We start from the raw sequence: 21,663 nt of genomic DNA on the forward strand, positions 1-21,663 counted from the left end.
GGGAGAGGGTAAAAAACCTTAAACCAACACCACCTCAATCCCGCTCTTTCGCAGCCCTTCCAGGCTCTCCGCCGGAATGCCTTCATCGACAATAATCATATCAATCCGTTGTGTATCAATGATTTTATGCAGGCTCGAGCGGTTAAATTTGCTGGAGTCCGTCACCACAATAATGCGTTCTGCCACCTCGCACATTTTGCGATTCAGACGGGCTTCGTCTTCGTTGTGCGTGCTCACGCCGCGGTCGAGATCGATGGCGTCAACGCCCAGGAACAGCAGGTCAAAATGGTAATTCTGTAGCGACTGCTCGGCCTGGTCACCGTAGAACGATTGCGACTGACGGCGCAAATGTCCGCCGGTCATCAGCAGTTCCACCCCTTCCGCTTCCAGCAACGCATTCGCCACGTTCATCCCGTTGGTCATCGCGATGACGTCCGTGTGCTGACGCAGCATGCGAGCGATTTCAAACGTCGTGGTGCCGGAGTCCAGAATAATACGGTGCCCGGGTTTGACCAGCGCGGCAGCAGCCTGCGCGATACTGCGCTTCACCGCCGTATTCAGCGAGCTTTTATCCTCCACGGAAGGCTCAGCGACCGACATGTTGCCTTCGCAAATCAATGCCCCACCGTAAGCGCGAACGGCAATGCCCTGTTTCTCCAGGAACGCCAGGTCGTTGCGGATTGTCACCGTCGATACGCCGTACAGATGGGACAGATCGTTAACCTGTACGCTTCCCTGCGCCCGCAACCGCTGAATGATCTGCTCCCGCCTTTCACTGGTGCTGGTGATGCGCTTTTCCGCGGATGAATCGGTGCTGCTCATACGAGCTCCTTAATCAATATTCTTTCGTTTCATTTCGTTTTGCCTATTAAGGCCTTTCCTTTACGGGAATGCAAGCCCTGCATAGTGACGATACGCAAGCTGGCACCGCGCTGAAACCTTTCATTATGTTTCTTTTGTGAAACAGATCGGAAAACTATTATCTTTCGTTTTATTTTTATATCACCATGATGCAGGATTAAATGAAACAAAACGAAAGATAAATGTCATTACCATCCGAAATGGAGAGGAAAGTGAAACATCTGACAGAAATGGTGGAACACCATAAACGGGGGAATTCAAACGGGATTTACGCCGTCTGCTCCGCACATCCGCTGGTACTGGAAGCTGCAATTCGTTACGCGCATTCGCATCAGTCGCCGATGTTGATCGAGGCCACCTCCAACCAGGTGGATCAGTTTGGTGGCTATACCGGCATGACGCCCGCTGATTTTCACGGGTTTGTCTGCCAGCTGGCCGAGTCGCTCGGTTTCCCGACGTCACAGCTGATCCTCGGCGGCGATCACCTGGGCCCTAACCGCTGGCAAAACTTGCCTGCGCAACAGGCGATGGCAAATGCCGACGATCTGATCAAAAGCTATGTTTCTGCCGGATTCAAAAAGATCCACCTCGACTGCAGCATGTCCTGCGCGGACGACCCGGTTCCCCTGACCGATGCGATCGTTGCCGCACGCGCCGCACGCCAGGCGAAGATTGCCGAAGCGACCTGTCGCGAGCAGTTTGGTGAATCCGATCTGGTCTACGTTATTGGCACGGAAGTGCCGGTTCCCGGTGGCGCGCACGAGACGCTCACCGAACTTGCCGTCACCACGCCAGACGCGGCCCGCGCCACGCTTGAAGCGCACCGCCACGCGTTCGAAAAGGAAGGCTTAAGCGACATCTGGCCGCGCATTATTGGCCTGGTGGTCCAGCCTGGCGTGGAGTTCGACCATGCGCACGTCTGCGACTATCAGCCGCAGAAAGCCGTTGCCCTGAGCAAAATGGTTGAAGCCTACGACACGCTGGTGTTTGAAGCACACTCCACCGACTACCAGACGCCGCAGGCGCTGCGAAAGCTGGTCAACGATCACTTTGCGATTCTGAAAGTTGGTCCTGCCCTGACCTTCGCCCTGCGCGAAGCGCTGTTCTCGCTGGCAGCTATAGAAGAAGAGCTGCTGCCGGCAAAAGCCAGCTCCGGCCTGCGTCACGTACTGGAAAACGTCATGCTCGACCGCCCGGAATACTGGCAAAGCCATTACCACGGTGACGGCAACGCGCGTCGCCTGGCGCGCGGCTACAGCTACTCTGACCGCGTGCGCTACTACTGGCCGGACAGTCAGATTGACGACGCCTTTGAACGCCTGGTGCGTAACCTGGCAGACGAGCCCATTCCGCTGCCGCTGATCAGCCAGTACCTGCCGTTGCAGTACAGCAAAGTTCGCGAGGGCGCTCTCAAGTCAACGCCACGGGAACTCATCATTGACCACATTCAGGACATACTCCAGCAGTACCACGCCGCCTGCGAAGGCGTAACAACGCAAAACGCATAATAAAAAGAGGAAAGCGCTATGCCAAACATTGTCTTATGCCGCATTGATGAACGCCTGATCCACGGTCAGGTGGGCGTGCAGTGGGTGGGGTTTGCGGGGGCAAACCTGGTACTCGTCGCCAACGATGAGGTGGCTGAAGATCCGGTTCAACAGAACCTGATGGAAATGGTGCTCGCGGAAGGGATCGCCGTGCGTTTCTGGTCGCTGCAAAAAGTGATCGACAACATTCACCGCGCCGCTGACCGCCAGAAAATCCTGCTGGTCTGCAAATCACCCGCCGATTTTCTGAAGCTGGTTGAGGGCGGCGTGCCCATCACCCGTATTAACGTCGGAAACATGCACTACGCCAGTGGCAAACAACAAATTGCCAAAACGGTCTCTGTCGACGCGAACGATATCGCCGCGTTCAACGGCCTGAAAGCGGCCGGTGTGGAATGCTTCGTTCAGGGCGTTCCAACAGAAACTGCTTTGGATCTCTTTAAACTGCTCTGAGGGATTCACAATGGAAATCAGTCTGTTGCAGGCGCTTGGGTTGGGCATACTCGCCTTTATCGCCGGTCTGGATATGTTTAACGGGTTAACACACATGCACCGCCCGGTGGTGCTCGGGCCGCTGGTCGGTCTGATTCTGGGCGACCTGCATACCGGTATTTTGACCGGCGGTACGTTAGAGCTGGTCTGGATGGGGCTGGCCCCGCTCGCCGGTGCCCAGCCGCCTAACGTCATTATCGGCACCATCGTGGGTACCGCATTTGCCATCAGCACCGGGGTGAAGCCAGAAGTTGCCGTTGGCGTCGCCGTCCCGTTTGCCGTCGCGGTACAGATGGGAATCACGTTCCTCTTCTCGGTGATGTCCGGCGTGATGTCACGCTGCGATCGCATGGCGGCCAATGCAGATACTCACGGTATTGAACGGGTTAACTATCTTGCGCTGCTGGCGCTCGGCATCTTCTATTTTCTGTGCGCCTTCCTGCCGATCTACTTCGGTGCGGAACATGCGAAAACCGCCATTGATGTTCTGCCGGCACGGTTAATTGACGGCCTCGGCGTCGCGGGCGGCATCATGCCAGCCATCGGCTTCGCCGTGCTGCTGAAGATCATGATGAAAAACGTCTACATCCCTTACTTCATTATCGGTTTTGTCGCCGCCGCCTGGCTCAAGCTTCCGGTGCTGGCGATTGCGGCCGCCGCGCTGGCCATGGCGCTGATCGACCTGATGCGTAAAACACCTGAGCCGACGGCTCCAGTAGCCCAGAAAGAGGAATTCGAAGATGGCATCTAACCAAACCACCCTGCCGGACGTGTCTGAACGCGAAGAGACGCTGCTGACCGGCGTGAATGAAAATGTCTACGAAGACCAGAGCATCGGTGTCGAGTTAACGAAAAAGGATATTAACCGCGTGGCCTGGCGTTCCATGTTGCTGCAGGCCTCGTTTAACTACGAACGTATGCAGGCCTCCGGCTGGCTGTACGGGTTGCTGCCCGCGTTGAAAAAGATCCACACCAACAAGCGGGACCTGGCGCGGGCAATGAAAGGCCATATGGGCTTCTTTAACACCCACCCGTTCCTGGTGACCTTTGTTATCGGCATCATTCTGGCGATGGAGCGCTCCAAGCAGGATGTGAACAGTATCCAGAGCACCAAAATTGCCGTCGGCGCGCCGCTCGGCGGTATTGGCGATGCCATGTTCTGGCTAACCCTGCTGCCCATCTGCGGTGGTATCGGCGCCAGCCTGGCGCTGCAAGGGTCGATTCTGGGGGCCGTGGTCTTTATCGTGCTGTTTAACGTGGTGCACCTCGGCCTGCGTTTTGGCCTGGCGCACTACGCTTACCGGATGGGCGTGACGGCCATCCCGCTGATTAAAGCCAACACCAAAAAGGTCGGCCACGCGGCGTCTATCGTCGGGATGACGGTGATCGGCGCGCTGGTGGCAACCTACGTCCGCCTCAATACGACGCTTGAAATCAAGGCAGGTGATGCCGTTGTCAAACTGCAGGCCGACGTTATCGACAAGCTGATGCCCGCGTTCCTGCCGCTGGTCTACACCCTGACCATGTTCTGGCTGGTGCGTCGCGGCTGGAGCCCGCTGCGGCTGATTGGTATCACCGTGCTGCTGGGCGTTGTCGGTAAATTCTGTCACTTCCTGTAAAAGCAAAGAGGTTGCGATGTTAGGCATTATTTTGACGGGTCACGGCGGGTTTGCCAGCGGGCTTGAGCAGGCGATGAAGCAGATCCTCGGCGAACAGCCGCAGTTTATCGCCATCGATTTTCCGGAAACGTCCACCACCGCGCGGCTGACCGCTCAGCTTGAGCAGGCGGTGAGCGAACTCGATGCAGAGCACGATATTGTGTTTCTCACCGATTTGCTCGGCGGCACGCCGTTTCGCGTGGCATCGACGCTCGCCATACAACGGCCGGGCAGTGAAGTCATCACCGGCACCAACCTGCAGCTGCTGCTGGAGATGGTGCTGGAGCGCGATGGATTAAGCAGCGAAGCGTTTCGTCTGCAGGCACTGGAGTGCGGGCACCGCGGCCTGACGAGCCTCGTAGACGAGCTGGGACGCTGTCGCGAGGAAGCCCCTGCCGAGGAAGGGATATGAGCCAGCTGCTGCGCGCGAGGCGGGTACTTACCGAACAGGGCTGGCTGGATGACCACCAGCTACGCATTGAAAACGGCGTAATTGCGGTGATTGAGCCTGTCCCGGCGAGCGTGACGACGCGCGATGCGGAACTGCTCTGCCCGGCGTATATCGATACGCACGTCCACGGCGGCGCGGGCGTGGACGTGATGGATGATGCGCCTGACGTGCTGGATATTCTGGCGATGCATAAAGCGCGCGAAGGCGTGGGCGCCTTTTTACCCACAACCGTGACCGCGCCGCTGGAGGCTATCCACGGCGCGCTCGCGCGAATCGCCCGTCGCTGTCAATCGGGCGGCCCCGGGGCGCAGATCCTGGGCAGCTACCTGGAAGGACCGTACTTTACGCCGCAGAACAAAGGGGCGCACCCGCCCGAGTTATTCCGGGAACTGAATATCACGGAGCTGGATGCACTGATCGACGTCTCGCATAACACGTTGCGGGTAGTGGCGCTCGCGCCAGAAAAACCCGGCGCGCTGCAGGCGATCCACCATCTTAAACAGCGCGGTTTACGCGTGATGCTGGGCCACAGCGCTGCCACGTACCGGCAAACACTCGCCGCGTTTGATGCGGGTGCCGACGGGCTGGTTCACTGCTACAACGGCATGACGGGGCTGCACCACAGAGAGCCCGGCATGGTCGGTGCAGGGCTGACGGACAAACGGGCGTGGCTGGAGCTGATTGCCGACGGCCACCACGTCCATCCGGGGGCGATGCGCTTATGCTGTTGCTGCGCGAAGGATCGCGTGGTGCTGATTACCGATGCCATGCAGGCGGCAGGTATGCCGGACGGACGGTACACGCTCTGTGGTGAAGAGGTCTCAATGCAAAACGGCGTGGTTCGAACCGGCTCCGGCGGGCTGGCGGGTAGCACGCTGTCGCTGGATGCCGCGGTCAGGAATATGGTGGAGTATGCGGGCGTAACCGCCGAAGACGCTATCCATATGGCCTCGCTACACCCTACCCGGCTGCTTGGCGTTGACGGTCAGCTTGGATCCTTAGCCCCGGGTAAACGCGCCAATATCATTGCGCTGGACGGGGGTTTGCACCTCCAGCAGATCTGGATTCAGGGCCAGGCTCTCCCCCTTTAGCCCTTTCATTGTGTCTCCTGTTGGCCTTACGGCACCCGATCGTAAGGCCTTTCTTTTTCTTTCCTTAAATTTTCCCTTTCCTTTCACGATCACACTTTTCGTTTTATTTCTTTTCCTCCATTGAAGTTTCGATTTCTTTTCTATAGATTTTATTTAACTGATTAAGTGAACAAGTGAAACGAAACGAAAGATAGCGACACGATTGCCAGCGTCTGATGTGGAATTCACACGACTAAGGACTGAGTTATGCCACAAACTACCACCGCCGCAACCGGCACCTGGACCGAGGAAGAGATCCGCCAGCAGCCTGCCAGCTGGATCCGCTCGCTCAACAATATCGATAGCCTGCGTGCTTCGATCGACAGCTTCCTGACGCCGCTGCTGCGCAAGCACGATCTGCGGATCGTCCTGACCGGCGCGGGCACGTCCGCCTTTATCGGCGATATCGTTTCTCCCTGGCTCGCGAGCTACACCGGGAAAAATATTTCCGCCGTCCCGACCACTGACCTGGTCACAAACCCGATGGACTACTTCAACCCTGCGCATCCGCTGCTGCTGGTTTCGTTTGCCCGCTCCGGCAACAGCCCGGAAAGCGTCGCAGCCGTCGAGCTGGCAAACCAGTTCGTGCCGGAGTGCTACCACCTGTCGATTACCTGCAACGAGGCGGGGAGTCTGTACCAGAACGCCGTCGACAGCGATAACGCCTGTGCCCTGCTGATGCCTGCCGAAACGCACGATCGCGGGTTCGCGATGACCAGCAGCATCACCACCATGATGGCGAGCTGTCTGGCCGTATTCGCCCCTGAGACAATCAACAGTCAAACCTTCCGCGACGTGGCCGATCGCTGTCAGGCGATCCTCACCTCGCTCGGCGATTTCAGCCACGGCGTCTTTGGCAATGAAGCGTGGAAACGCGTCGTCTATCTGGGAAGCGGCGGCCTGCAGGGCGCGGCGCGCGAATCGGCGCTGAAGGTGCTGGAGCTGACGGCGGGCAAGCTGGCGGCGTTTTACGATTCTCCGACGGGCTTCCGTCACGGGCCGAAGTCTCTGGTCGACAACGAAACGCTGGTGGTGGTGTTCATCTCCAGCCATCCGTATACGCGTCAGTACGATCTGGATCTGCTGGCCGAGCTGCGCCGCGATCGCCAGGCTATGCGCGTCGTCGCCATCGCCGCTGAAAACGATCCGGTCATTGAAGCGGGTCCGCACATTCTGCTGCCACCTTCACGTCCGTTTATCGATATGGAACAGGCGTTCTGCTTCCTGATCTATGCCCAGGTCTTTGCACTCACCCAGTCGCTCAGCGTAGGCAATACGCCCGATACGCCATCCGCCAGCGGGACGGTCAACCGCGTGGTGCAGGGCGTTGTTATTCATCCGTGGCAGGCTTAAGAGGATCTGATTATGAGTATTATCTCGACGAAATATCTTCTGCTGGACGCGCAGGCAAAAGGCTACGCCGTTCCGGCGTTCAACATCCACAACGCGGAGACGATCCAGGCGATCCTCGAAGTGTGCAGCGAAATGCGATCGCCGGTGATCCTCGCGGGCACGCCGGGCACCTTTAAGCATATTGCGCTGGAAGAGATCTACGCCCTGTGTAGCGCGTACTCCCACACCTACGACATGCCGCTGGCGCTGCACCTCGATCACCACGAATCGCTGGACGATATTCGCCGCAAGGTCAACGCGGGCGTGCGCAGCGCGATGATCGACGGCAGCCACTATCCGTTTGAACAGAACGTGAAGCTGGTGAAGTCGGTGGTCGATTTCTGCCACCTCAACGACTGCAGCGTCGAAGCCGAGCTGGGCCGCCTGGGCGGCGTGGAAGATGACATGAGCGTGGACGCCGAAAGCGCGTTCCTCACCGATCCGCAGGAGGCGAAACGCTTCGTCGAACTGACCGGCGTCGACAGCCTTGCCGTCGCCATCGGCACCGCGCACGGCCTGTATACCAAACGCCCGAAAATCGACTTCCAGCGGCTGGCGGAAATTCGCGAAGTGGTCACGGTGCCGCTGGTGCTGCACGGCGCGAGCGATGTGCCGGATGAGGATGTGCGTCGCACCATCGAGCTGGGCGTGTGCAAAGTCAACGTGGCCACCGAGCTGAAAATCGCCTTCTCTGACGCGGTGAAAGCCTGGTTTGCCGAAAACCCGCAGGGCAACGATCCGCGCTTCTATATGCGGGTCGGCATGGACGCCATGAAAGAGGTGGTCAGAAGCAAGATCGCCGTTTGCGGCTCGGCAAACCGGCTGCTGCTTCCAGCGGAAGCCTGATCCCATCGCGCATTACGTCAGTACCTAAAAATAACTATAAGCCTCGCAAATATGAAGGCGCGTCCTTAAGCCGGACAGCGCCTTCCATTATCCTAAAAATCCGAGGAGTCCCTACATGACACAGGAAAAGTCGTTTAAATCGAAAGCGTGGGAATTTTTCCAAAGCCTGGGAAAGACCTTTATGTTCCCGGTCTCCCTGCTGGCCTTTATGGGGTTGCTGCTGGGGATCGGTAGCTCCGTCACCAGCCCTTCCACCATTAAAAGCTTTCCCTTTCTGGGCGGCGAGTTAACGCAGCTGACCTTTGGCTTTATCGCCATGGTGGGCGGCTTCGCCTTTACCTATCTGCCGCTGATGTTCGCCATGGCGATCCCGATGGGCCTCGCGAAACGCAACAAGGCCGTGGGCGCTTTTGCCGGGTTCGTTGGCTACATGCTGATGAACATGAGCATCAACTACTACCTGACCGCCACCCACCAGCTTGCCGATGCCGCGACCATGAGACAGGTGGGACAATCGATCGTGCTGGGGATACAGACCCTGGAGATGGGCGTGCTGGGCGGCATCGTGGTGGGGGTGATTACCTATTTCCTGCACGAGCGTTTTCAGGACACGGTCCTCCACGACGCCTTTGCCTTCTTTAGCGGCATCCGTTTTGTACCGATTATCACCGCCCTTACCCTTTCACTGGTCGGGCTGTTCATTCCCCTGCTGTGGGAATACGTGGCGCTGGGGATTGCCGGGATTGGCCATATTATCCAGAGCACCAGCGTTTTTGGCCCCTTCCTTTACGGCGTGGGCGTGCTGCTGCTTAAACCCTTCGGCCTGCACCACATTTTGCTGGCGATGGTGCGCTTCACGCCAGCAGGCGGGATTGAGATGGTCAACGGCCATGAAGTGGCCGGCGCGCTGAATATTTTCTACGCCGAGCTGAAAGCCGGGCTGCCGTTTAGCCCGCACGTTACCGCGTTTCTGTCACAAGGGTTTATGCCGACCTTTATCTTTGGCTTACCTGCCGTGGCCTACGCTATCTACCGCACCGCGCGTCCGGAAAACCGCCCGGTGATTAAGGGGCTGCTGCTTTCCGGCGTGCTGGTGTCCGTCGTTACCGGTATTTCAGAGCCGATTGAGTTCCTGTTCCTGTTTATCGCGCCTGCGCTTTACGCCTTCCATATCGTGATGTCGGGCCTGGCGCTGATGGTGATGGCCCTGCTGGGGGTGACCATCGGCAACACCGACGGTGGGATTCTGGATCTGCTGATCTTTGGCGTGATGCAGGGGATGTCGACCAAATGGTATCTGCTGTTCCCGGTCGGTATCGCCTGGTTTGCTATCTACTTCGTCGTCTTCCGCTGGTACATCCTCAAACACGATATCAAGACGCCTGGACGTGAAGTGGATGCACAGGCTGCACAGCAGGCCGTCGAAGCCAATACCCGCGCGCGTGGAAAATCGAAATACGATCATGGGCTTATCCTGCAGGCGCTCGGTGGCAAAGAGAACATCGAGTCGCTCGACAACTGCATCACCCGCTTGCGTCTGGTGGTGAAAGAGATGGGCCTTATCGATCAGCAGGCGCTGAAAGCCGCGGGCGCCCTGTCGGTGGTGGTGCTGGATGCTCACAGCGTACAGGTGATCATCGGCCCGCAGGTGCAGAGCGTCAAAACCGGCATTGAAGCCTTAATTTAACAGGGGGTCGTTGTGTTTGATTTCGACAAAATCATCGAGCGTAAAAGCGATAAGTGCCGTAAATGGGACCATGCGTTTGTCTGCTCACGCTTTGGTGATGTTCCGGAGGGGTTTATCCCGCTGTGGATCGCAGATATGGATTTCACCTCACCGCCCGCCGTTATTGAAGGCTTCCAGCGTATCGTGGAGCACGGCACCTTTGGCTATACGTGGTGCTTCGACGAATTCTACGACGCGACGATCGCCTTTCAGCGCACGCGTCATCAGGTTGAGGTAGACAGGTCGTGGATCACGCTGACCTACGGCACCGTATCCACCCTGCACTACACGGTTCAGGCGTTCTGCACGGCTGGCGACAGCGTGATGATGAACACCCCGGTCTACGACCCGTTTGCAATGGCGGCACAGCGCCAGGGCGTTAAGGTCCTCGCTAACCCGCTTCGCGTTGAGGAAAACCGCTATCAGCTGGATTTTCATCTGATTGAAGATCAGCTCAAAACCCACCGTCCAAAACTGTGGTTCTTCTGCTCGCCGCATAACCCCTCGGGCCGAATCTGGCGCGCAGATGAGATACGGCAGGTGTCCGATCTCTGTAAGCGCTACGGCACGATTCTGGTGGTCGATGAGGTTCACGCCGAGCACATTCTGGACGGTACATTCGTCAGCTGTCTGACTTCGGGCTGTGCCGCGCAGGACAACCTGATCGTGCTGACGTCGCCAAATAAAGCCTTCAACCTGGGCGGGCTGAAAACGTCTTATTCGATGATCCCGGACGATTCGCTGCGCCAGCGCTTCCGCCAGCAGCTTGAGAAGAACTCGATTACTTCCCCCAATATGTTCGGCGTATGGGGGATTATCCTCGCCTATCAGCACGGTATGCCGTGGCTCGACGCGCTGAACGGGTATCTGCAAGGCAACGCGCGCTACCTTGCGGATGCTATTCAGACCCACTTCCCGGCGTGGAAGATGATGAACCCGGAATCGTCGTATCTGGCCTGGATAGACGTGAGCGCCGACGAGCGCAGCGCCACCCAGTTAACCCAACATTTTGCCCGGCAGGCAGGCGTGGTCATTGAAGACGGCAGCCACTACGTGCAAAACGGCGATAACTACCTGCGGATTAACTTCGGCACCCAGCGCTACTGGCTGGAGCAGTCCATCACCCGAATGCTAAAGCATTACTGATAAGGATCTAAACCCGATGAAAAAAGTGCTCACTCTTTCGCTGCTGGCTCTCTCTGTTTCTCATGGCGCTCTGGCCGCCAACTACGCGCTCAATAACGACAATATTGCCCTTTCGTTTGATGATGCAAACGCAACGGTAGTGGTTAAGGACAATAAGGCTAACCATCCGCTCACGCCGCAGGAGCTGTTCTTTCTGACGCTGCCGGATGAGACAAAAATCCACACCGCTGATTTCACCATCAAGCACGTCGAAAAGCAGGACAACGCAATTGTCATCGACTTTACCCATCCGGACTTTAACGTGACGGTGATGCTAAACCTGGTGAAGGGAAAATACGCCAGCATCGACTACACCATTGCCGCAGTCGGCCAGCCGCGAGACGTGGCGAAAATTACCTTCTTCCCGACCAAAAAACAGTCTCAGGCCCCCTATGTCGACGGAGCGATTAACAGCTCGCCGATCGTTGCTGATTCATTCTTTATTTTGCCGGACAAGCCCATCGTTAACACTTACGCCTATGAAGCGACCACCAATCTCAACGTAGAACTGAAAACGCCGATCCAGCCAGAGTCGCCGGTCAGCTTTACCACCTGGTTCGGCACTTTCCCGGAAATCAGCCAGCTGCGCCGCAGCGTAAACCAGTTTATTGATGCCGTTCGTCCGCGACCGTACAAGCCTTATCTGCACTACAACAGCTGGATGGATATCGGCTTTTTCAATCCGTACACCGAGCAGGATGTGCTGGGGCGGATGGACGAGTGGAATAAGGAGTTTATTACCGGACGCGGCGTGGCGCTGGACGCCTTCCTGCTGGACGACGGCTGGGACGACCTTACCGGGCGCTGGCTATTTGGCCCGGCATTCAGCAACGGTTTTGGCAAGGTTAGGGAAAAAGCCGACAGCCTGCACAGCTCGGTTGGACTGTGGCTCTCACCGTGGGGAGGCTACAACAAGCCGCGCGACGTTCGCGTCTCGCATGCAAAAGAGTATGGATTCGAAACCGTCGACGGGAAGCTGGCGCTGTCAGGGCCGAACTACTTTAAGAACTTCAATGAGCAGATCGTTAAGCTAATCAAAAACGAACACATTACCTCATTCAAGCTGGACGGGATGGGTAATGCCAACGCGCATATCCAGGGCAGCCCGTATGCCTCGGATTTTGACGCCTCCATCGCCCTGCTGCACAACATGCGCAGCGCCAACCCGAATCTGTTTATCAACCTGACGACAGGTACTAACGCCAGCCCGTCCTGGCTGTTCTACGCCGACTCGATCTGGCGCCAGGGCGATGACATCAACCTGTACGGCCCCGGCACGCCGGTGCAGCAGTGGATGACCTACCGCGATGCGGAAACGTACCGCTCCATTGTGCGCAAAGGCCCGCTGTTCCCGCTGAACTCGCTGATGTACCACGGGATCGTCAGCGCGGAAAACGCCTATTACGGGCTGGAGAAAGTGCAAACGGACAGCGATTTTGCCGACCAGGTCTGGAGCTACTTCGCCACCGGCACGCAGTTGCAGGAGCTGTATATCACCCCGTCAATGCTGAACAAGGCGAAGTGGGATACCCTGGCACAGGCGGCGAAGTGGTCGCGGGATAACGCCAGCGTGCTGGTGGATACGCACTGGATTGGTGGTGATCCAACCGCACTGCAGGTTTACGGCTGGGCATCCTGGAGCAAGGACAAAGCGATTCTCGGCTTGCGTAACCCGTCGGATAAGCCGCAAAGCTACTTCCTGGATTTGGCGAAAGATTTCGAAGTCCCGACAGGAAACTCGGCGCAGTTTAGTCTGAAGGCAGTGTATGGCCGTAATTCAACCGTGCCGGAGGCGTACAAAAACGCCGTGGTGATTACGCTGCAGCCGCTGGAAACGCTGGTGTTTGAGGCGATGCCAGGGAAATAAAGCGTGTTCAGCTGGCAGGTTAAGCCATGACCTGCCAGCTCCCCCCTTTCCTTGCCCCGATGCGTTTTAATTTACCTTTTGTTTGCAAAGAATGGAGATATCGTTCCGCGGTGCGGGAAGTCACGCCCAATACAGAGGCCAACATCACTGCAGTCATTTGTGGTTGAACGGTCAGAAGCTCAAGGATAGCGTTTTCCTTTTCCGACAATTCTTCCGACATTTTTTCCGACATGACGGACGACATGGTTATGCCTTCCCGCAAAGCGGCGGCCATATTTTGCAGCATAAATTCCACAAATACCGTGCAATCACTGGCCCGATCGCATTGTCCTAAAATCTGGTAATAGCGCGCTTGCTGGAAGTGAATCAGTGTCTCAACGGGCAGCCATGCAAGCTCTGCACGCCACTGGCTTAATATCAACGTTTGCCACAGCCGCCCCATGCGGCCATTTCCATCCGAAAAGGGATGAATAAACTCAAACTCGTAATGAAATACCGAGCTGGCAATCAGCGGGTGAAGATCGGTTTGCTTAAGCCAGGAAAGAAGATCGTCGATAAGGCGATTCATCTGCGAGGCTGGCGGAGCCATGTGAACTAACTGGTTTCCACGGTATACCCCTACGTCCCCATTTCTGAGCTTTCCGGGATGATCGACCAGACCCATCATCAATAATCGGTGCGCACTGAGTAAGTCATTGAGCTTCCAGGGCTTCCATTCGGGCAATTTCTCATATGCCAGGATAGCGTTGCGTACTTCCTGAATATCTTTTTCAGGAGCAAGTACGCATTTGCCATCCATGATTGCCGTCACCTGCCCTGTCGTCAGCGAGTTATGTTCAATGGCTAGCGAGGCCTGAATGGTTCTAATACGATTCTCTTTACGGAGAAGTGGCGAAGTCCTACCAGAATGTGCCGCCCAATGCCCTAATAGCTCACCAATCTCAACCACCTGATTGAGGATAAAGGGTGTGATGGTGAACGGAGGCTGATAGCGGCTCATTTGACTTACTCCCCCTGCTGCTCCAGCGCATGCTTATACAGCGCATTTTTCTTCACGCCGTGGATCTCCGCCGCTAATGCCGCCGCTTTCTTCAGCGGCAGTTCCGCCTGCAGCAATGCCAGCGTACGCAGCGCGTCGGCAGGAAGCGCGTCTTCTTCCGCCTTGTGCCCTTCGACAATCAGCACCATTTCGCCCTTGCGGCGGTTTTCATCTTCCTTCACCCACGCCAGCAGTTCACCCACCGGCGCGCCGTGGATCGTTTCCCAGGTTTTGGTCAGCTCGCGCGCCAGCACCACGTAGCGGGCTTCTCCCCAGACGGTCACCATATCTTCCAGGCTCTCCAGCAGGCGGTGCGTGGATTCGTAGAAAATCAGGGTGCGCGGCTCCGCTTCCAGATCTTTTAACACGTCGCGACGGCCTTTGGATTTGGCTGGCAGGAAGCCTTCATAGCAGAAACGGTCAGACGGCAGACCTGCGGCGCTCAGCGCAGCAATGGCAGCGCATGGACCCGGCAGGGGCACAACGCGAATACCAGCTTCGCGACAGGTACGCACCAGGTGATAGCCAGGATCGTTAATCAACGGCGTACCGGCGTCGGAGACCAGGGCGATGTTCTGCCCCTCTTTCAGCTTCGCCACCAGCGTTTCGGCTTTTTGTTGCTCATTGTGATCGTGCAGAGCGAACAAACGGGCGTTAATCGCGAAATGTTGCAGCAGTAAGCCGGTGTGGCGGGTATCTTCAGCAGCAATTAAATCAACAGCTTGCAGTACGGTGAGCGCACGTTGGGTAATATCAGACAAATTCCCGATAGGAGTAGGTACAATATAAAGCTGGCCTTGAGAATTATCTGCCGTTTCGTGTTGTTTCATTGTTTCGTCCGTATTGCCGATTTAATATTGAGCATTGCGTAAAAAAAATCACTGGATACAGTATGGTACCGTTAACGTTTCTTCGAAAAAAAGCCACGCGCAGCGTGCCGCTTCTGCTGGCAGCCCTGATCTTTGCAGGCTGTGGCACCCAGGCACCTGACCAGAGCACCGCCCATCTCCAGGGTTCTGCTCAGGCTGATTCTGGCTTTTATCTGCAACAAATGTCGCAGAGTTCAAATGATACCAAGACCAACTGGCAATTACTCGCCATTCGTGCACTGCTGAAAGAGGGTAAAACCCAGCGGGCAGCCGAGCTGTTTAACCAGTTGCCAAAAGATCTTAACGACGCCCAGCGTCGTGAGCAGAGCCTGCTCTCTGCCGAGCTGAAAGTCGCGCTGAAAGATTACGCCGCCGCGAAGAAGATCCTCGGGGATATTGACGTGAGCGCGCTGGATAAAAATCAGCAGGCGCGCTTCTGGCAGGCGGGCATTACCGCTGAGCAGGGACGCCCTTCGCTGACCTTGCTCCGCGCGCTCGTCGCGCAAGAGCCACTGCTTGGCGGTGCCGATAAGCAGAAAAATATCGATGCCACCTGGCAAGCGCTGGCTTCGATGACGCAGGAACAGGCGCAGGCGCTGGTCATCAACGCCGATGAAAACGTCCTGCAGGGCTGGCTGGATCTGCAGCAGATGTGGTTTAACAACCGCAGCGATCCAAAGATGCTGAAAGCCGGTATTACGGACTGGCAGACGCGCTACCCGCAAAACCCGGGCGCGAAAATGCTGCCAACCCAGCTAGTGAACGTGCAGAACTTTAAGCCTGCGTCTACCAGCAAAATCGCTCTGCTGCTGCCGCTCAACGGCCAGGCGGCGGTGTTTGGCCGCACCATTCAGCAGGGCTTTGAAGCGGCGAAAAATGGCACGACGTCGGTAACCGGCAGCGCGGTTCCCGCGCAGGCGGCCCAGGCGGCTAACGTGAATGATGTTGTCAGCCCATCAGCAGCAGAGACCAGCGACCTGACCTCGGCGCAAGCGCCGGCGCAGGGCACGATGCAAAACCCTGTAACGGCTCCGACGCCGCCGCCAGCTACAGCGGCACCGGCTACTACAGCACCTGCGACCCAGGCTCCGGCCGAGACGCAAGCGGCACCTGCACCTGTCACAACAGCAGAGCAACCTCAACAGCAGCCTGCGCAACCCGCGGCCCAACCTGCCGCGCAGCCGCAGGCCGTGGCAACCACCAGCGCCAATCCGGGCGCTGAGTTGAAAATCTACGACACCAGTTCGCAGCCGCTTGATCAGGTGCTGGCGCAGGTTCAACAGGACGGGGCGAGCATCGTTGTCGGTCCGCTGCTGAAAAACAACGTGGAAGAGCTGATGAAGAGCAATACCACGCTGAACGTGCTGGCGCTCAACCAGCCGGAGCAGGTTCAGAACCGGGCCAATATTTGCTACTTCGCGCTCTCTCCTGAAGATGAAGCCCGCGATGCGGCGCGTCATATTCACGAGCAGGGTAAGCAGGCTCCGCTGCTGCTCATCCCACGCAGCGCGCTGGGCGATCGCGTGGCCAATGCCTTTGCCGATGAGTGGCAGAAGCTCGGCGGCGGCGTGGTGCTGCAGCAGAAATTCGGTTCCGTCTCTGAACTGCGCGCGGGCGTAAACGGTGGAGCGGGTATCGCGCTTAACGGTAGCCCGGTCACCGCGAGCCTGCCACAGCAGCAGGGCGTGACGATTGGCGGCCTGACGATCCCTGCCCCACCTACCGACGCGCAGATCAGCGGTGGCGGTAAAGTGGATGCGGCTTATATCGTTGCCACGCCGCAGGAGATCGCCTTTATCAAACCGATGATTGCGATGCGTAACGGCAGCCAGAGCGGCGCAACGCTCTACGCCAGCTCCCGCAGCGCGCAGGGCACCGCAGGCCCGGATTTCCGTCTGGAAATGGACGGTCTGCAGTACAGCGAAATCCCGATGCTGGCAGGCAGCAACCCGGCGCTGATGCAGCAGGCGCTGAGTACCGTACGTAACGATTATTCGCTGGCCCGTCTGTATGCGATGGGTGTCGATGCATGGGCGCTGGCGAACCACTTTACCCAGATGCGTCAGGTGCCGGGCTTTGAGCTTAACGGCAACACCGGCGATCTGACCGCCACTCAGGACTGCGTGATCAACAGGAAGTTATCATGGCTCAAATACCAGCAGGGGCAGATCGTCCCGGCCAGTTAAGCCGCAAACAGACCGGCGATGCGTGGGAGTTAAGGGCGCGTCGCTGGCTTGAAGGCAAAGGACTGCGCTTTATCGCCGCTAACGTCCGCGGGCGCGGCGGCGAAATTGATCTGATCATGAAAGACGGTCAGGTCATCGTGTTTGTAGAAGTGCGCTTTCGACAGTCCTCCCGTTTTGGCGGTGCTGCCGCCAGCGTGACGCTCGCCAAACAACATAAATTATTACAGACTGCCCACTTGTGGCTTGCCCGCCATAATGGGAGTTTTGATACTGTGGATTGCCGGTTCGATGTGATAGCCTTCACCGGAAATGAGATCGAATGGCTTAAAAACGCTTTTGGCGAAGACGCATAATTAAGATTTAAAAGGGATAACGTGCTCGAAAGAATTAAAGTGTGCTTCACAGAAAGCATCCAGACTCAGATTGCCGCGGCGGAAGCCCTTCCGGATGCTATCTCGCGTGCCGCAATGACGCTGGTGCAATCCCTGCTTAATGGCAACAAAATCCTCTGTTGTGGCAACGGCACGTCAGCCGCCAACGCACAGCATTTTGCTGCCAGCATGATCAATCGCTTTGAAACAGAACGCCCGAGTTTACCCGCCATTGCACTTAATACCGATAATGTGGTCTTAACGGCGATTGCTAACGATCGTCTGCATGAAGAAATTTACGCAAAGCAGGTGCGAGCCCTGGGTCATGCCGGAGATGTGCTGCTGGCCATCTCCACGCGCGGCAATAGCCGGGATATTGTCAAAGCCGTTGAAGCCGCCGTCACCCGCGACATGACCATCGTGGCCTTAACCGGCTATGACGGGGGTGAGCTGGCGGGTCTGCTTGGGCCGCAGGATGTGGAAATCCGCATTCCGTCTCACCGGAGCGCGCGTATTCAGGAAATGCATATGCTCACGGTGAACTGCTTATGTGACTTGATCGATAACACGCTTTTCCCTCACCAGGATGATTAAGGAGTTCTTATGAAGGCTTTATCGACCCTCGCAGTCCTTATGTCTGCATTACTGCTTCAGGGATGTATCGCTGCGGCCGTTGTGGGTACCGCCGCAGTAGGCACCAAAGCGGCAACCGATCCGCGCTCTGTGGGAACACAGGTGGATGACGGTACGCTGGAGCTGCGCGTCAACAGTGCGCTGTCGAAAGACGAAAAGATCAAGAAAGAGGCGCGTATTAACGTGACGGCTTACCAGGGCAAAGTGCTGCTGGCAGGCCAGGCGCCGAATATGGAACTCGCCTCTCGTGCGAAACAAATCGCAATGGGTGTTGAAGGAACCACAGAGGTGTTTAACGAAGTGCGTCAGGGCAAGCCAATTGGTTTAGGTGATGCCTCTTCCGATACCTGGATCACCACCAAAGTGCGTTCCCAGCTGCTGGGCTCGGACCAGGTGAAATCCTCCAACGTGAAAGTGACGACGGAAAACGGCGAAGTGTTCCTGCTGGGTCTGGTGACCGACCGTGAAGGGAAAGCGGCGGCCGATATCGCCAGCCGGGTGAGCGGCGTGAAGCACGTCACCACCGCGTTTACTTACATTAAATAAAAAAAATCCCCTCACTTGAGGGGATTTTTTTGTAGGCCCGGTAAGCGTAGCGCCACCGGGCGTTTTTCACAGAAGCGCAATACTTCCCACCATCACCCCGCTCAACGCCACCAGCCCCGCGGTCAGCCAGAGCGCTTTCGCCGGGAATGACTTACGCAGCATAATCAGCGACGGCAGGCTGATCGCCGGCAGCGTAATCAGCAGCGCCAGCGCCGGCGCGGTGCCCATGCCGGCCAGCATCATGGTCTGAACAATCGGGATCTCCGCCGCCGTTGGGATCACAAACAGGCAGCCTGCAACGGCCATCGCAATGACCCACATCAGCGTGTTGTCGATAGCGCCATCCGCATGCGGGAAGAGCCAGACGCGCGCCGCTCCCAGAACCAGTACCGCCAGGATATAGACCGGGATGGTGCTCCAGAAAAGTTGCCATAGCGCCCTGCCCCAGCGCGCAAAGAAGCCCCCCTGCGGCTCGCTGACGTCCAGCTCAACGGCTGCGGGTTCTTCAGCAGTATCCTTCACCAGTTTTTGCACCAGCGTCGCCACCACCAGCACGGTCAGCAGCCCGGCGACCAGACGGATGAACGCGAAATGCCAGCCCAGCACAAAGCCCATAAACACCAGCGTCGCCGGATTGAGCAGCGGGTTGCCCATCCAGAACGCCAGCGCGCCGCCCATCGACACGCGCTGGCGGCGCATCCCTGCCGCCACAGGCGCGGCACAGCAGGAGCACATCATGCCCGGCAGGGAGAAAATCGTCCCCAGAAGCGTGCCCTGAAAGCGCGGCTGTCCGAGGGTTTTCACCAGCCAGTTACGCGGGATCAGCACCTGAATCAGCGACCCCAGAATGACGCCTAAAACGGCGGCTTTCCAGACGGCAAGGAAGTAGACCATGGCATAGTCCCACGCCGCCTGCAGCGGGCTGGACTCAGCCTGAGCGAGAATAGATTTACCGATGCTGTGCGTTTCAGCGGCGGTGAAGGCTTTGCCGTAGTACGGCTGCCATTTCACGTACCAGAGGCCAACAATGACCACGAGAAAGAAGAGTGCGGGCTTCCACCATTGAACAGGTGTTGCCGCCTGAGATGAAGACTGACCAGTCATAGCATTCCCCGGAGAGTATTAGGTTATTAGCCGGGGGAGTTTACGCCTCGCCCTGCGCGATTTCACGCAGTTTTGCCGAAGGGATAATGTTTACGCCCGCTTTCGACGGGGCCAGTCCCTCTTTTAACATCGCCCGCGCGACGTCCCGTGCCTCGATGGCCTTCCAGTTGCCGGGAAGGATGCGAAACAGCGGGGCCAGGATCGACTCGTTAAAGCGGCGTTCGTCCCGGTGGCCGATCAGCATCGAAGGGCGCACAATCGTCAGTTGCTCCCATTTCTGCGCAATCAGCGCATCCTCCATCTTGCCCTTCACCTTGTTGTAGAAGAAAGGCGATCCGGCATTAGCGCCCAGCGCGCTGACCACCAGAAAATGTTTGGCCCCCAGCTTTTTCGCCGTAAGCGCGGTGTCCACCACCAGCGTATAGTCAGCGTGGATAAATGCCTCTTTGCTGCCCGCCTCCCGTCGCGTGGTGCCCAGACAGCAAAAGGCGATATCAATAGGATCCTGGACCTGCGCCAGTGCGTCCGTCAGCTGAGGATCGTGCGGATTAAAGACGCCAGATAAATCTGCCAGCGGTCGACGCGTCGGGGCGGCGATATAGTTCACGCGGCGATCCTGAATCAGCAGCCGCAGCAGATGATCGCCCACTAACCCGGTAGCCCCGGTAATCAATACCTGACTCATCGTATCCCCTTTACAGAATTGTCCGTTTGCGAACTCAGCGTCGTCGACCACACTTAGAAGTCTGTTACAGGTAAGTATTTACCACAAGCGGAGAAAAATCAGTCTGAAGCCAAAACAACGGAGGAAGCATGGGCAAGAAAATCGCAGTCTTGATTACCGACGAGTTTGAAGATTCAGAATTCACCTCTCCTGCAGAGGCGTTCCGCAAGGCGGGACATGAGGTCATCACCATTGAGAAAGAGGCGGGCAAAACGGTGACAGGCCATAAGGGCGAGGCGACCGTAACCATTGATGAGACTATCGATAACGTTAGCCCCTCAGATTTCGACGCCCTGCTGTTACCCGGTGGCCATTCCCCGGATTCCCTGCGCGGGGACGAGCGCTTCGTGACCTTTACCCGGGACTTTGTCTCTACCGGCAAACCGGTCTTTGCCATCTGTCACGGTCCGCAGCTGCTTATCAGCGCAGAAGTGGTCCGCGGGCGTAAGCTTACCGCCGTGAAACCGATCGTTATCGATCTGAAAAATGCGGGCGCCGAGTTTTACGATCAGGAAGTGGTCAACGACAAAGATCAGCTGATCACCAGCCGTACCCCGGACGATCTCCCGGCGTTTAACCGCGAAGCGCTACGCCTGCTCGGCGCGTAACCAGTGCAGCTTCTTGCCAAAGCCCAGGGTGTTGTCGGTAAATTTCAGCTCATCGAGGCGGATTTCCCACACCGGGGCTTTTAGCGCAGCGGCAACGGGAAAGCGGCGCGTGTAGAGCTTACGGCGCGCGTCGCTCTCTTCGCCGTCCAGACGACGGATCTCCCCTTTGAACTGCACGCCGCGGATCAGTGCGACCGTTTTCGGCTGGCCATTTACCGTCCCCGCGACCTTTGCCTGCAGGCCGGTCATCTGCGCATGACGCGTTTTGTCTTCGCTCATGACATAAAACGCGACGCGCTCCGGATCATAGTAGTAAAACGCGTTTGCGCACCACATCTCCCCCTCGTCATAGACGCACCAGGTGACAACATGCTGCTTCGCCAGCCAGCGGTTAATGGCGGCCAGTGTTTCCATTTTCGTTCTCTCTC

22 protein-coding genes are annotated in these 21,663 nt (G+C 57.4%); 16 read left to right on the top strand and 6 right to left on the bottom strand.

Going from position 1 to position 21,663, the window contains the following annotated elements:
* Nucleotides 1-18 precede the first annotated feature (18 nt).
* A complete protein-coding gene (locus AC4IC4_RS20035) occupies nt 19-822 on the bottom strand; it encodes a DeoR family transcriptional regulator (protein ID WP_491471790.1) in 804 nt (267 codons plus the stop codon).
* 239 nt (nt 823-1,061) lie between these two features.
* Between AC4IC4_RS20035 and kbaZ the strand changes: the two genes are divergently transcribed.
* From kbaZ to AC4IC4_RS20090, 11 genes are all read left to right on the top strand, one after another.
* Nucleotides 1,062-2,369 carry a tagatose-bisphosphate aldolase subunit KbaZ gene (gene kbaZ, locus AC4IC4_RS20040; RefSeq protein ID WP_491472847.1) on the top strand — a complete coding sequence of 436 codons (1,308 nt, stop codon included), beginning with the start codon at nt 1,062-1,064 and terminating at the stop codon, nt 2,367-2,369.
* An 18-nt stretch (nt 2,370-2,387) separates the two neighbouring features.
* Nucleotides 2,388-2,861: a PTS N-acetylgalactosamine transporter subunit IIB gene (gene agaV, locus AC4IC4_RS20045; protein WP_023333561.1), complete on the top strand. Its 474-nt coding sequence runs from the start codon at nt 2,388-2,390 to the stop codon at nt 2,859-2,861.
* Between the two features lie 10 nt (nt 2,862-2,871).
* Nucleotides 2,872-3,651 (top strand): PTS N-acetylgalactosamine transporter subunit IIC, encoded by a 780-nt coding sequence (gene agaW, locus AC4IC4_RS20050; protein WP_248270635.1) that lies wholly within the window; start codon nt 2,872-2,874, stop codon nt 3,649-3,651.
* Nucleotides 3,641-4,519, top strand: coding sequence for a PTS N-acetylgalactosamine transporter subunit IID (gene agaE, locus AC4IC4_RS20055; RefSeq protein WP_491471791.1), 879 nt, complete (start codon nt 3,641-3,643; stop codon nt 4,517-4,519). Before agaW ends, agaE begins: the two co-directional genes overlap by 11 nt.
* Nucleotides 4,520-4,535: 16 nt before the next feature.
* Entirely contained in the window at nt 4,536-4,970 is a 435-nt protein-coding gene (gene agaF / locus AC4IC4_RS20060) for a PTS galactosamine/N-acetylgalactosamine transporter subunit IIA (protein ID WP_024906385.1), read from the top strand.
* The gene (gene nagA / locus AC4IC4_RS20065; protein WP_491471792.1) at nt 4,967-6,100 is read left to right on the top strand and encodes an N-acetylglucosamine-6-phosphate deacetylase; all 1,134 of its coding nucleotides are present in this window, start codon (nt 4,967-4,969) and stop codon (nt 6,098-6,100) included. The genes agaF and nagA overlap by 4 nt, the downstream gene beginning before the upstream one ends.
* 246 nt (nt 6,101-6,346) lie before the next feature.
* Nucleotides 6,347-7,492 (top strand): SIS domain-containing protein, encoded by a 1,146-nt coding sequence (locus AC4IC4_RS20070; RefSeq protein WP_248270638.1) that lies wholly within the window; start codon nt 6,347-6,349, stop codon nt 7,490-7,492.
* Between the two features lie 12 nt (nt 7,493-7,504).
* Nucleotides 7,505-8,377, top strand: a complete 873-nt coding sequence (kbaY, locus tag AC4IC4_RS20075) for a tagatose-bisphosphate aldolase subunit KbaY (RefSeq protein WP_048992574.1) — start codon at nt 7,505-7,507, stop codon at nt 8,375-8,377.
* A gap of 115 nt (nt 8,378-8,492) precedes the next feature.
* Nucleotides 8,493-10,064, top strand: coding sequence for a maltose/glucose-specific PTS transporter subunit IIBC (gene malX, locus AC4IC4_RS20080; RefSeq protein WP_032650354.1), 1,572 nt, complete (start codon nt 8,493-8,495; stop codon nt 10,062-10,064).
* Between the two features lie 12 nt (nt 10,065-10,076).
* Nucleotides 10,077-11,249 carry a MalY/PatB family protein gene (locus tag AC4IC4_RS20085; protein ID WP_491471793.1) on the top strand — a complete coding sequence of 391 codons (1,173 nt, stop codon included), beginning with the start codon at nt 10,077-10,079 and terminating at the stop codon, nt 11,247-11,249.
* A gap of 16 nt (nt 11,250-11,265) precedes the next feature.
* Nucleotides 11,266-13,155, top strand: coding sequence for an alpha-galactosidase (locus tag AC4IC4_RS20090; protein WP_491471794.1), 1,890 nt, complete (start codon nt 11,266-11,268; stop codon nt 13,153-13,155).
* Between the two features lie 19 nt (nt 13,156-13,174).
* Here AC4IC4_RS20090 and AC4IC4_RS20095 read toward each other — a convergent pair whose 3' ends face one another.
* Both AC4IC4_RS20095 and rsmI read right to left on the bottom strand, forming a co-directional pair.
* Nucleotides 13,175-14,155, bottom strand: a complete 981-nt coding sequence (locus AC4IC4_RS20095; protein WP_491471795.1) for a Fic family protein — start codon at nt 14,153-14,155, stop codon at nt 13,175-13,177.
* Between the two features lie 5 nt (nt 14,156-14,160).
* Nucleotides 14,161-15,024, bottom strand: coding sequence for a 16S rRNA (cytidine(1402)-2'-O)-methyltransferase (rsmI, locus tag AC4IC4_RS20100; protein WP_267215662.1), 864 nt, complete (start codon nt 15,022-15,024; stop codon nt 14,161-14,163).
* A gap of 62 nt (nt 15,025-15,086) precedes the next feature.
* Between rsmI and AC4IC4_RS20105 the strand changes: the two genes are divergently transcribed.
* Genes AC4IC4_RS20105 through dolP form a run of 4 tightly spaced genes read left to right on the top strand, consistent with a single transcriptional unit; the run spans nt 15,087 to nt 18,799 of the window.
* Nucleotides 15,087-17,249 (top strand): penicillin-binding protein activator, encoded by a 2,163-nt coding sequence (locus AC4IC4_RS20105; protein WP_491471796.1) that lies wholly within the window; start codon nt 15,087-15,089, stop codon nt 17,247-17,249.
* Nucleotides 17,207-17,602, top strand: a complete 396-nt coding sequence (locus tag AC4IC4_RS20110; protein ID WP_045331022.1) for a YraN family protein — start codon at nt 17,207-17,209, stop codon at nt 17,600-17,602. The genes AC4IC4_RS20105 and AC4IC4_RS20110 overlap by 43 nt, the downstream gene beginning before the upstream one ends.
* A 21-nt stretch (nt 17,603-17,623) precedes the next feature.
* On the top strand, nt 17,624-18,214 hold the full coding sequence (diaA, locus tag AC4IC4_RS20115; RefSeq protein ID WP_125294272.1) for a DnaA initiator-associating protein DiaA: 591 nt from the start codon (nt 17,624-17,626) through the stop codon (nt 18,212-18,214).
* Nucleotides 18,215-18,223: 9 nt separating this feature from the next.
* Nucleotides 18,224-18,799, top strand: a complete 576-nt coding sequence (gene dolP / locus AC4IC4_RS20120) for a division/outer membrane stress-associated lipid-binding lipoprotein (protein ID WP_491471797.1) — start codon at nt 18,224-18,226, stop codon at nt 18,797-18,799.
* 66 nt (nt 18,800-18,865) lie between these two features.
* Here the strand turns inward: dolP and AC4IC4_RS20125 are convergent, their stop codons facing one another.
* Both AC4IC4_RS20125 and AC4IC4_RS20130 read right to left on the bottom strand, forming a co-directional pair.
* On the bottom strand, nt 18,866-19,903 hold the full coding sequence (locus AC4IC4_RS20125) for a permease (RefSeq protein WP_032650363.1): 1,038 nt from the start codon (nt 19,901-19,903) through the stop codon (nt 18,866-18,868).
* Between the two features lie 40 nt (nt 19,904-19,943).
* A complete protein-coding gene (locus tag AC4IC4_RS20130; protein ID WP_032650365.1) occupies nt 19,944-20,588 on the bottom strand; it encodes an NAD(P)H-binding protein in 645 nt (214 codons plus the stop codon).
* 128 nt (nt 20,589-20,716) lie between these two features.
* Here AC4IC4_RS20130 and AC4IC4_RS20135 point away from each other — a divergent pair, with 128 nt between their 5' ends.
* The gene (locus AC4IC4_RS20135) at nt 20,717-21,235 is read left to right on the top strand and encodes a type 1 glutamine amidotransferase domain-containing protein (RefSeq protein ID WP_023333577.1); all 519 of its coding nucleotides are present in this window, start codon (nt 20,717-20,719) and stop codon (nt 21,233-21,235) included.
* Here AC4IC4_RS20135 and AC4IC4_RS20140 read toward each other — a convergent pair.
* A complete protein-coding gene (locus AC4IC4_RS20140) occupies nt 21,215-21,649 on the bottom strand; it encodes a YhbP family protein (protein ID WP_024906376.1) in 435 nt (144 codons plus the stop codon). The genes AC4IC4_RS20135 and AC4IC4_RS20140 overlap by 21 nt on opposite strands.
* Nucleotides 21,650-21,663 lie beyond the last annotated feature (14 nt).

The sequence above is a fragment of the Enterobacter sp. Taxon_2 genome, assembly GCF_058355295.1.